The sequence below is a fragment of the Microcoleus sp. PH2017_05_CCC_O_A genome, assembly GCF_020738785.1.
Classification (GTDB): domain Bacteria; phylum Cyanobacteriota; class Cyanobacteriia; order Cyanobacteriales; family Microcoleaceae; genus Microcoleus.
In genome coordinates this window covers 1-10,871 of the sequence record NZ_JAEQCB010000166.1, presented here as the reverse complement: position 1 = coordinate 10,871, position 10,871 = coordinate 1, and the positions used below count along the sequence as shown (strand labels likewise).

Genomic DNA, 10,871 nt, shown 5'->3' with positions numbered 1-10,871 from the left:
ACGTACTTAACTTTTTACTGCTTGTTTTTTAGATCTATGAAAGAGCGCTGAAGCGCAACTACGTACCTTAAAACGTACTTAACTTTTCACTACTTGTCGAATTTCTTGCCAAAGCGATCGATATTCGGCAATCCCCGCATCTCCAAACGGCAGCAGAAAGTCGCTGGCGGCAAGAATTTTAGCATCCGGTAACAACACGGGATTGCTTCGCACATCGGCGGGCAAAGCCTCGGGTTTCATGCCGACAATTATCGGCGAACTAGCTTTAGCCAGCAAAGATAATTGAGGCGCAATCTGAGGCTGCAAGCAAAAATTAATCCATTTTTCCACTAACGAAACTGGCTTTTTTGATGCTGGTTGTACCCACAAATCCGTCCACAGTGCAGTTCCAGAAACTGGAATTACTACAGCAATATCCTTTTGAGTTTGTAACAGCGGCAGTACGTCACCAGATGAACCTACGGCTAACCAAGTATCACCTAAAATTAACGGTTGCAGGTATGTATCGGAACTGTAAAGCTTAGTTTGGGCGTGCAGATTTGCCAGTTCTTTTTTGAGGTTGGGAACTTTATCTAATTGCTGCGTGTTGTAAGATTTTCCGAGTTTTTTTAATGTTAAACCGATCACTTCTCTCGCGCTATCCGGTAGCGAAATTCGATCGCGCAATTCGACTCGCCACAAGTCACTCCAATCAGTCGGAGTCCACCCCAAATCCTTAAATTTGTCGGTTCGATAGGCAATTACCGTACTTCCCCAGCGGTAAGGTGCAGCCCAAACTTGACCTTTAGCGTCTAATTGGCCGTCAGCGTTACGCCGGACGAGTTTTTGCCATCTTTCGGGCAATTGCGACCAATTAGCAATTTTAGCAGGATCGATCGGCTGAATCAATTTTTGCCGAATTGCCAAAGTCAGCCAATAATCTCCCAACATCACCAAGTCAGCTTGATTTTTGGCTTCCGGTGTCCGTTTCCACTCCTGTAACAAAGCGAATAATTCTTTTAATTGCCCTTCCTGCGTTACCTGCAACTGCGGAGACGGTTGTAAATCGCGGCTAAATTTGCTTGCGAGTTGGGCCGGAATACCGTTTTTGAGCGATCGAATTTTGAGAGTGGGTTTCGAGTCGCAACCTGCCGCCAATTGACTTAAAGTTAGGGTGGCTGCGCCCAATAGCAAAGACCTTCGTTTCACCTGTGAATCCGCTTTTCTAAATATTGACCGATGTTTTGTGTTCTGCGACCCGGGAAATAATTGTTTGTCGAGTCCGGTAGTCCGCACCGATTTGTCTTATTTCTTTTTCCAACACCTAGCCATTGTACTCGCTTCTGCTGCGATCGGAGTCGGTGCTACTCTTGCCGTCAACTTACCGCCTCGTTTCTGAGCTCCAAATTTCTTTGGGCTAGTTTCGCCGATTTTGGCGGGCGATCGCCTGTATCTGTGTTACATTCCTTAATATCAGGAAACCGCGAAAGCGCCACACTCTGCCGTTGGATGACGCTTTTTCCACAAACGAAGTGAAAAAGTCCTTTTAAATCCGCGACAGTTTAATAACTACAAAACCCGGTTGCTGTCTCCATAACAATCTCAAGTCCCAAATCGAAAAATGGCAAATTGACTGCCGAGTCAATCTCACACTCCTGGAGGGACTCCCACTCTCAGAAGCCGAGTTTTTTTGTTTTTTTTAACTCTGATTGAAGGTTTGAACAAAGTATAGGAGTTAACAAACCTCGTTTCAGAATCCAAGAAAATCTAAAATCTAAAATCTAAAATCTAAAATCCTCAACCTGAGTATCTCAACCTACAGTCACGATTGGGAAGACAACAATTACGTCAAAAATTAAATAATTTAGTGATAAATCCCAGTTATGTAAAGATTTCCCTAAAATGTAAAGATATAAGTTACTATCCCGAGGATGACTGTATGGAAGCGCTACGCCAGCAAGTTACAGTATTGACCCAACAAGTCGATGCTCTGTACAAACTCATAGAAAACCTCAATGAAAAGTTATTGGAGTCCGCCAAGGAGACGAAGCTGGCCCAGCAGCATATGGACGATCGCTCCCTGACAGCAGGAAATCACAAAACCTCTCCCTATCAAAGCTACAGCAATCTCGACGGCATCCTCGGTCACAAGGACATACTGTTAGATGACAACTACTTCGACAAGAATTCTCAAAGTCTGGAAAAAGAGCTGACTTCCGAGATTCAAATCCAGCGCCTAACAGCTCAGCTAACAGCGGCTTACAATCGAATTGCTGCCTTAGAAGAACAGTTGGTCGCCAAAAGAATGCACTCACACGTAGGCGGGTCTAATTAAATATTGCTGCTGGCGATCGGCATGGATCGAGAGAGAAAATACAAGTTGCCTTGATTTATCCTCGTCTACTTATAGAGTCATTGAATAGAGTGTTTTGTCTCGCCAAATGCACAGTAGGAATACTGCATCAAAGCGAGATATTGTGTAGAATATTCTGTAAATCTGAAAGCAAAAATGCTACAGAAAATGATATAATTATTCAGCCAAAACGAAGCTAGTTGAGCAGCCAAACAAGGTTTATAGCTCGGAATTTTTCATATTTAATGCGTGAGATTCCGAGACGCACGGAAAACGAAAAACCCGGTTTTAAGGTGTAATTTCACAGCGCGAGGCTAAGGCCTCCACAGCTTGCAGAAGTTGGGTTGGAGTCCAATTCACAGCTAGGCCGCTGGCGATCGCACACGCACCCGCACCCACACCTTCCTTCACGTACCCGCGATCGTAAGCTTGCAGTTGCGGGTAGCGAGAACTGGCAAAACTTAGCTGTGCAGCCAACAGAGGGACACCGCCGATATCCGAGGCGAGTCCTACAGTGTCCCCTGTGGGGTCTTCCGCCACCCAGCGCGTAGTCCCCACCGCGACTTGTTCGGGACACCATAACAGCTCGTATTCCGTGGCTAAGGCTTGCATCAAAGCATACACTGCCAGCATTTGCGTGCCACCAGCCAAAAGTACCCCGCAAGTCCGACTCGCGGCGATCGCCATTCCCGCCACCGCTATTTGCATCGGATCGCCCACCGCCGCCACCAAATCCAGGGGGGTGCTATTTTTTCTGCCGATTTCCCACCCAGCATTATTGAGTCCCGCTGTCACCGCAGCCAATTTTTGAGCGTGATTGCAGGTAGGGTGAGAACTATTAACCTTACCCGCCGCTGCAATTCCCAAACCCATTAACACGCCCAAAGCAGTAGTCGTGCCACCAACTACGCACTCCCCTAAAATGACATAACTGCCATTAGTTTCGGCGGCCAATTTAGCGCCCCAAATTAATCCTTGTTCCAGCAAATGTTTGACTATTTCTAGTTCCAAAGCATTCCCAGAAGTTAGACACTTTGCCGCAGTACCGCCCAAATCAATTGTAGGTACGGGAGGCGGCAGGGGTAAACCTGCATTAAACAGGTAAAGGGGAATTTCCAAAGCTTCGACTACGGCGCGAGATATTAGCACCGGTGAGGCACCGGCTTCTAGGGGCGGCAAGGGATACTGCGGTGACGGTTGCGGGCCGTTATACAAAAATTCTGCATCGGCCAAACAAGTAAATTGTCGATCGCGCGGGGTTGCTCCTGCTGCCGAAATCCCCGGAATTAAGCCAGTTGCGGTGAATCCTAACACGCAGGCAAATATCGGTTTTTGTCCCCGATGGCGATCGAGCCACCGCTGGCCCTGTTCAATTTCTGTATAAACATGAATCATAATTAGTCAGTTGACAGTTGACAGTTGACAGTTGGCAGTTGTCAGTAATAATCGGGGATTGGTAATGGGGAATTGGTAATGGGGAATTGGTAATGGGGAATTGGTAATGGGGAATTGGTAATTGCCGGAAAAACTAGAAAGAGGGAAAGCGGATAATTTGATTTTTTTCCTTCCCTCAACATCCATCTGTTAAATCTGTTACAAGATCCTTCTTCCCTCTTCCTTCTTCCCTCTTCCTTCTTCCCTCTTCCCTCTTCCTTCTTCCCTCTTCCTTCTTCCCTCTTCCTTCTTCCTTCTTCCCTCTTCCTTCTTCCCTCTTCCCTCTTCCTTCTTCCCTCTTCCCTCTTCCTTCTTCCTTCTTCCTGATGACTGATGACTAATGACTAATGACTTCCGATTACTCCTCATAATCGATTAAAACTTGCACCCAGCGCGGCGGCCGCGGAATCGGATTTCCCAAACGATCTAACAGCAGCAAAGCTACTAAATGCACTACAAATAAATATACAATATTGTTAATCAAAATCATCCCAGCGGCGATCGCCCCTATTGTACTCAAACTCGGCACGCTCAGCCAGCCCAGCTTCACAAATACCCATTCCACAATCTCTGTTACCTGGGCGGTTACATAAACCCAGAGATCTTGACCCACCAAAGCTGACAGCAGCCAGAACTTAAAAAAGAAGCCGACAGCACCAATTACCGCCCCCACACTAATAGAGACAGACCAACTCGCTTTGCGCCGCCAAAGTCCTCCCAGTGCAACTCCCATAATTCCAAAAGGAATCACGTATAAAATGCTCCGCGTTGGGCCCATGAGTACCGACAGCAGCAAACCGGAAACCAAAGCTGACATCCAAGCCGCTCTGTTACCCCAGCGCAGGTAAACCAGGGCTATGGGCACCGGGAAAAAAACCCGCAGCAACGGGCCCAGGGGAAAGTAATAATTTATCAGCCAAATCAAGCTAGCGGTACTTGCCAAAAATGCCGTTTCTACGAGCCTCAAAGGCGCTTCTCCAGTGGGGGGCGTCCCCGGGTCGGAATTTTTGCGATCGCCAGCCATTGCTGAAAAAGTGGCGGTTTGTGGCTCATTATTGCTACTGGGTGAACTGCCTGAATTAGACGCGGCATCTGCTGACAAAAAATCACTCATCCGATTTTAGATTTTAGATTTTAGATTTTAGATTTTACAGGACTTACGTGCTACACGTCTGATTCCCGATTTGAGATTTTAGATTTGAGATTTTACAGAACTTGCCTGCTGCACGTCTGATTCCCAATTTTCCGATTTTCCGATTTTAAATTTTATCAGAAAGAATTGGTTGAAAGCCCCAAGTCTTCGAGGGAGAAATTAAAATTAGACTATTCATTACCAGAAATAATTGGTTGAAAGCCCCAAGTCTTCGAGGGAGAAATTAAAATTAGACTATTCATTACTCGAATACTTGGACTTAAAGGTAGAGGTAGCTCTCGAACTGTCAAGCGGTCAACTGTCAATTGTCAACTGTTGAATCCAATCTTCTTCTTTCTAGGTAGAGGTCGCTGTCAAGCGGTCAACTGTCAATTGTTAACTGAATAAAGTTTGATATTTTACGACACTGGCGGGCTATAAGATTAATTTCCGGTTTCACTATTTGGAGGCCTCGCCACCCAATTTAATATTGTTCGCACAAACCAGGTTTAGGTAGGAACGCCAGTCTTATTTTAGATTGATGTTCTCAGGAAAATTTTCAGCAGCATCATTTTTCAGCTTTGACTTCCTGAATTACAAATACCGAACAAGATGCGTGGTGAACGACATAATTGCTCACACTCCCGAGGAAAGCTTCTGTAAGCCCCGTGCGGCCGCGCCTCCCCACTACTATTAAATCTGCACCCCAAGTTTGGGCGTGTTCGCAGACACAATGCCCCGGATCGCCATCCATTTGGCAGTCAAATTCCACCTCCAATCCTTGTTTGGCTGCAACCTCGCTATAATTTTTCAGCAAACCCTCAGACTGTTTTACCTCCCTTTCCAGCCGCAAACGTTGAGCTTGATAAGCTTGATCCATTAACTCGGCATTCAAGCCCAAATCTACCGGAATTGGCACTGCCGTCTCGCCCAGCGAGTTGACAGTAACGCAGTGAAATAGCATCATCTTAGCTCGATCGATCGAGGCTAATTCTAAGGCTTGACTGAAGACGCGGCGGCCAAGTTCAGAATCATCGACGGCGGCGAAAATTTTCTTAAAACTCACAGCTTTACCTCTGGCGGGAAATCATCAATATCCGTTAGTTAACAGAGAGTGCTGTTGAATGAGATTCAAATTAACAATCTCTGATACTTCTAGAGTAACCCATAAATGGAGTTAATCGGAGTAAGTCACAATATTCCAATTATAGTTCACTTTTTTAACTCCTCTGTAGTCGCGTCTTTCAGTTTGCGGGAGCTAGTCCCAACCAAATAGAGCGTAGTAAGGTAGGAATTTTTAGGCAGTTTACCCTAGCCTAGTACAATCAAAGTGGTAGTCGCTAACACCGTTCTAGTTTGATTGCACACCGTCACGTATTACTACTTCAGGCTTTTAAGATTGAGCGTAGCTTCTAGTAGGTTGCGCTTGATTGCTTTTAATGCCACGTTTCGGGCAGCATTTAATCCAGAGTGAGCCTTGTACCCATCAGCAGTTGCCACCAATGCAGCTCCAGATTGATAGCCCTCAAATCGAAGTGAGTCAGACGGAAACTTAGCCCCTCTCCAAAGTGGTTCTCCCCACGGACTAAGGCGACTCGTATTCATCGGACTAACGCGAGTTGTCACAATTGCATAATCTTGATATGCGATTCGTTTGACTTGCTCAAAGACCTTTCCCTTTAGCCAGTAGGCACGCTTTTGATTTGATCTCCTAGAGAATTTGCCTTTTTTCGGGCGAAGATTGCCTAGGTGTTCAAAACTAATTACATCCACTTTCCAGTGTTTTGCAAACTCAACAAGTTCCCTTGAAACCGCTCTGGAAAAATTAATTTCTCTGGCCGTTATTGAGTCCCATCTTGATTTAGCAAAACCACGACTCACTATTTTGGCTTGTCTCATCTTGATTGCAATTTGTCCTAGATCCCGCTTCCTACGAGCTACGTGACGCGACTGGTTGATAAAGTGCCTAGCGATTTCAGTCGTTTCGCCTCTGTCGTTGGTTTCTAGAACAGTTGCAATGATAATAAACTTGTCTAAATCCATGTCAATCCCGCAGGTTCTAAATGCGGAGTTAGACATAATTCCCTTGATACCTCCTGTGGCAGGCACATATTTTTCTAAGGGGAAAACGAGCCATAAAGAACCATTTTGTACTTGAATTCTTGGAGAACCTTTTGTCCATTCTGTCGGAACATTAGGACATTGATATTGATGTTTGACCCATTTCCATGAATTCCCTACTCGCATTTTCAAAACAATGGAGAAACCATCATCCTCTTTCCACATCCCTGAATCGTAATGCGGGTTAAACCGGAATGCCCTAGGATGAACTGGAGGTTTGTGATCTCTCATTCGCTTCGGACGATGCAACCATTTTTGATAGGTTGAATTCCAGCTTTCGTAAGCACCGATGGCTTGTCGGATTGCGGCTCTTTTTAGCGGGGAAGGAAAGCCGCTAATAAACTGATGACCAGCGGTTAGTAATTCGTAGAATCGCCAGCCTCCCTTAGATTGCACGGGAATGCTTACGCCTTGAGGATTTTCAGCAATTAACAGGAAATAAAAATGCACTACTTCGTTGTAAGCATCCTTGGTTTCCTGCATATCAAATTTTGAGCGAATTAGTTTCGCTTTAACTGATTTGGTTGTAATTGAATATCCTTTTTGGCGTTTTAGCATTCTATAATGAAACTCCAATACACTCTAATTCGTCAATAGACGACAGATACATCGCGCTTAGCGCTCCAATATATACATAACCACTCCAGTATACTCCAATATTTCGTTTTGTAGTGATTAGACTAACAGACGCTCCAAGGCGTGTAGGTCGGGAATGCACAAAACGTCACGTTCGCGTTGAATAGTTCCTTTTTTTTCCAGCTTGCTCAGCACTCGCGTTACCGTTTCCCGAGCCAGCCCGCTGAGGCTACTTAATTCTCTGTGTGGCAGGTTGGGAATTTCTGTACCTCCTGTTTCCAGGATTTTTTTGCCTTGCCCCTCTGCCAAAAATAATAGAATATCTGCTACTCGCGAGGTACTGTCAGACTCTCGCAAACGCAGGCGCCGGTTGACTTGTCGCAGGCGGCGGGCCATCAGTTGAGCTAGCCGAATGCCTGCGAGGGGCTCGGTATGAATGAGTTGCACAAAATCTTGAGCTGGCATATTGCCGATCAGTGTCGGGGCTAGGGTGATGACATCTGTCGATCGCGGTGCTTCTTCGATCGCTGCCATTTCCCCGAACAGTTCTCCTTTCCCTAAAATATTCAGCGTTACTTCTTTTCCGTCTAGATTGTAGGTGCGAATTTTCACCCAACCATCCAATATAAAATACACTGATGTTCCCCAGTCATTTTCTAGTAAAATCACTTGATTCGACGGATGACTGCGGGTAACGATGTGGACAGTTGCTCTCTCGATTACAGGGTCAGGCAAACCTGCAAAAAAAGGAGTAGAAACTATCAATTGATTTATATTTGACTGCGGATCTCGGGCGTTAAAGCGGTCTTCCATGAGGCCATCATCTTAATTTATGCGCTTGAGCTGCGCTGGGCAGTTAGAAATAGCTTGCAGCCGAGTCATTCGAGCGATTTGAGATTCAAGCATTTGAGGAACAAGGAGCTAAAAATCGGCAATTTTTCCTCTCAAGTTTTGCGGTCAAAGGTCGAATATGGGAATTATTGACGCGATCCCCGGCATAAATGCGCGGGAATTCTCAAAGGTTGCATTCCGGTGCGATCGCATCCACACCTTCACGCTTTCTTCTTCCTGTCTCTTAGGCTCTTAACTAGACCGTTTCCGGTTCCCGTCAGACCGCCTCCACAGGCAATTTCTTTAATGTCTACGAAGCGTCCCTCCGCCGACAATCCTTGAAAACCGAATAACTTGAGCGGCTGCTACATCTCGATGTGTTGTATACCCACACTCAGGGCAATTATGCACTCGTTCATCAAGTGCTTTCTTGCCAGTGTGACTATCACAATTCGGACAAACCTGAGAAGTGTAATCCTTGTTTACCTTCTCAAAATGTACTCCCCGTTTCCAGCACACCCACGACATAATCGCGATGAATTGACCGAAACCAGCATCTAAGGTGTGTTTGCCAAACCTACCTTTTGCCCAGACTCGAAAATCGATATCTTCAACAAATATCATTCCCGCATCTAGGGCTAGGTCATGAGCTAATTTAAACTGCCAATCTTTTCTGGTATCGGTAACACGCTGATGCAGCCTAGCAATTTTTCTATTCAACTTATGACGGTTGTTAGAGCCTTTCTTCTTGTTCTTGAGCCGACGTTGCAGCAATTTAAGCTTGCGGTGTTCGACCTTGAGCAACTTAGGACGTTTAACTAATTTGCCTTCAGAAGTTGCTAAAAATTGGTCTAAACCTAGATCTATGCCAACGGGGAATCCCTGTGCAACTGGTTGAGGAACATTAACATCACATTCTAAGAAAAGTATGACGAAATATCCACTAGCCTTCCGGACAATTTGAGCTTGCTTGATTGCAAACTCATTAGGAATCTCTCTTGATTTAATGAATTCAACAATGCCTAACTGTGGGAGTTTAATAGTATTTCCTTGGAGGCAATTTTTGAGCATTTGGGGAAATACAAACGACCGCATTCGGTATTTATTCTTAAATCTTGGGAATCCCATTCCCTTACGTTTCATGTCTAGGAAGGCTGTTTCCAGCTTTCTTAACACCTGTTGAAGCATCTTTTTGTGTTAACCGTTTTAAGTTCGGGAAACAACTCTTTAGCTTTGGTTAGCTCCGCTGCCTGATTGTAATAATTTGGGTAGGGAGCATCAGCCGGAATAATGTACTCGCGAGCGATCGAGCAAGCATTAATCGGACATTTACGAGAGTTAATCCAGTCTTTACGCTCTCTCAATGCGTAGTTCCAAACCTTACGACAAATTACCAGAGTTCTTTCGATTTGAGAAATCTGCTTGTCTGTCGGCTTTAGTTTGTACTCGTAACTGAGATTTAGCATGATTCTTGACTAGCTCTACAAAATATTATATCATTTTGTAGATACTATGACAATAACGAAATCTCACTCTTGTCACTGGCATTGCCTTAGCCTCCGGTTAGCTTTCATGTCCGTCTTGAAAGGACGGGGTTCTCAGCATATTTTTTATAGCCTCAAGCTCTGATTGGGAGCTAGAAACTAAAGACTATACCATAATTGTTTAGATACATACCGCCGAGTAAATTTTATTAACAAAATTTTAGCAGCGCAGCAAGGGACTGAGCGATCGAGTTAGCGAAGACAATGACTTCGCGATGACAAGCTTAACACTGCTGAGAGATTTGTTGTCAGCAGGCCCGACAGTCGATCGGCTAGCGGAAGCACAAGTCCGCCCACGGGACAGACAGCGACCACATCCGATTGCAACTCTCTGGAACCAGTCAAATGTCAGCACTACCAAGAAAATCCACACCAATTTCCAGTCTAAAGGTTGGCACTCTTGGCAACCGAAACCGACGCAGTTTCGAGCAATTTTTTATGCTACCCCGAGATTATTGTACCATTAATCTCTAACCATGAACACAGATCGAAAGCTATCATAAAAGGTTGTTCAAATCGACTGCACGGGGACAAGCCCGAATCCGGAAATCCCAAATCGCAGATTGTTTGAGGTTTTTCCCAAGTCTGTAGTCTGTAAAAGATGGAAACAAAAATTTACCAGAAAGAATTGGTTGAAAGCCCCAAGCCTGCTCGGGAGAAATTAAAATCAGACTATTCATTGCTCCAATCCTCGGACTTAAGGGTAGAGGTCGCTCTCAAACTGTCAACTGTCAACTGTCAACTGTCAACTGTTGAACGCATTACCTGAGGAGAGAGTGGCACCCAGCCACCGCCCCAAGCTCGGGGTTAGGAACTGTAACTTAATTTATGGACAAAGCTACCCATCCTTGACTATTTGGGTAGCTTTTTGAGCAAATTGTGGCGGCGCGAGACTATTTGC

General features: G+C 45.2%; 13 protein-coding genes. 3 read left to right on the top strand and 10 right to left on the bottom strand.

Annotated elements, in window-relative coordinates; translation table 11 throughout:
* Positions 1 to 78: 78 nt before the first annotated feature.
* Positions 79 to 1,188 (bottom strand): extracellular solute-binding protein, encoded by a 1,110-nt coding sequence (locus tag JGK20_RS28440; protein WP_293186863.1) that lies wholly within the window; start codon positions 1,186 to 1,188, stop codon positions 79 to 81.
* A 64-nt stretch (positions 1,189 to 1,252) separates the two neighbouring features.
* Between JGK20_RS28440 and JGK20_RS28435 the strand changes: the two genes are divergently transcribed.
* A complete protein-coding gene (locus JGK20_RS28435) occupies positions 1,253 to 1,378 on the top strand; it encodes a hypothetical protein (RefSeq protein ID WP_293232971.1) in 126 nt (41 codons plus the stop codon).
* Positions 1,379 to 1,918: 540 nt separating this feature from the next.
* Complete coding sequence (locus JGK20_RS28430; protein ID WP_293232969.1) at positions 1,919 to 2,314, top strand: hypothetical protein; 396 nt, start codon at positions 1,919 to 1,921, stop codon at positions 2,312 to 2,314.
* 306 nt (positions 2,315 to 2,620) lie between these two features.
* Here JGK20_RS28430 and cobT read toward each other — a convergent pair whose 3' ends face one another.
* The 8 genes from cobT to JGK20_RS34675 form a co-directional block, all read right to left on the bottom strand.
* The gene (gene cobT / locus JGK20_RS28425; RefSeq protein ID WP_293232967.1) at positions 2,621 to 3,727 is read right to left on the bottom strand and encodes a nicotinate mononucleotide-dependent phosphoribosyltransferase CobT; all 1,107 of its coding nucleotides are present in this window, start codon (positions 3,725 to 3,727) and stop codon (positions 2,621 to 2,623) included.
* A 198-nt stretch (positions 3,728 to 3,925) separates the two neighbouring features.
* A complete protein-coding gene (locus JGK20_RS28420; RefSeq protein ID WP_293186859.1) occupies positions 3,926 to 4,135 on the bottom strand; it encodes a hypothetical protein in 210 nt (69 codons plus the stop codon).
* Positions 4,125 to 4,880 carry a DUF2232 domain-containing protein gene (locus tag JGK20_RS28415; protein WP_293186858.1) on the bottom strand — a complete coding sequence of 252 codons (756 nt, stop codon included), beginning with the start codon at positions 4,878 to 4,880 and terminating at the stop codon, positions 4,125 to 4,127. The genes JGK20_RS28420 and JGK20_RS28415 overlap by 11 nt, the downstream gene beginning before the upstream one ends.
* A 586-nt stretch (positions 4,881 to 5,466) precedes the next feature.
* Complete coding sequence (locus JGK20_RS28410; RefSeq protein WP_293152300.1) at positions 5,467 to 5,964, bottom strand: universal stress protein; 498 nt, start codon at positions 5,962 to 5,964, stop codon at positions 5,467 to 5,469.
* 314 nt (positions 5,965 to 6,278) lie between these two features.
* Positions 6,279 to 7,577: a hypothetical protein gene (locus JGK20_RS28405; RefSeq protein ID WP_293186857.1), complete on the bottom strand. Its 1,299-nt coding sequence runs from the start codon at positions 7,575 to 7,577 to the stop codon at positions 6,279 to 6,281.
* A gap of 117 nt (positions 7,578 to 7,694) precedes the next feature.
* Positions 7,695 to 8,408, bottom strand: a complete 714-nt coding sequence (locus tag JGK20_RS28400) for a Crp/Fnr family transcriptional regulator (RefSeq protein WP_293232965.1) — start codon at positions 8,406 to 8,408, stop codon at positions 7,695 to 7,697.
* Positions 8,409 to 8,729: 321 nt separating this feature from the next.
* A complete protein-coding gene (locus JGK20_RS28395) occupies positions 8,730 to 9,614 on the bottom strand; it encodes a transposase (RefSeq protein ID WP_325315608.1) in 885 nt (294 codons plus the stop codon).
* Positions 9,596 to 9,892, bottom strand: a complete 297-nt coding sequence (locus JGK20_RS34675; RefSeq protein ID WP_325315607.1) for a helix-turn-helix domain-containing protein — start codon at positions 9,890 to 9,892, stop codon at positions 9,596 to 9,598. Before JGK20_RS34675 ends, JGK20_RS28395 begins: the two co-directional genes overlap by 19 nt.
* A gap of 293 nt (positions 9,893 to 10,185) precedes the next feature.
* On the opposite strand from JGK20_RS34675, the gene JGK20_RS28390 reads away from it, so the two are divergent.
* Positions 10,186 to 10,437 carry a hypothetical protein gene (locus JGK20_RS28390; RefSeq protein WP_293186856.1) on the top strand — a complete coding sequence of 84 codons (252 nt, stop codon included), beginning with the start codon at positions 10,186 to 10,188 and terminating at the stop codon, positions 10,435 to 10,437.
* Positions 10,438 to 10,467: 30 nt separating this feature from the next.
* Here JGK20_RS28390 and JGK20_RS28385 read toward each other — a convergent pair whose 3' ends face one another.
* On the bottom strand, positions 10,468 to 10,650 hold the full coding sequence (locus tag JGK20_RS28385; protein WP_293232963.1) for a hypothetical protein: 183 nt from the start codon (positions 10,648 to 10,650) through the stop codon (positions 10,468 to 10,470).
* Positions 10,651 to 10,871 lie beyond the last annotated feature (221 nt).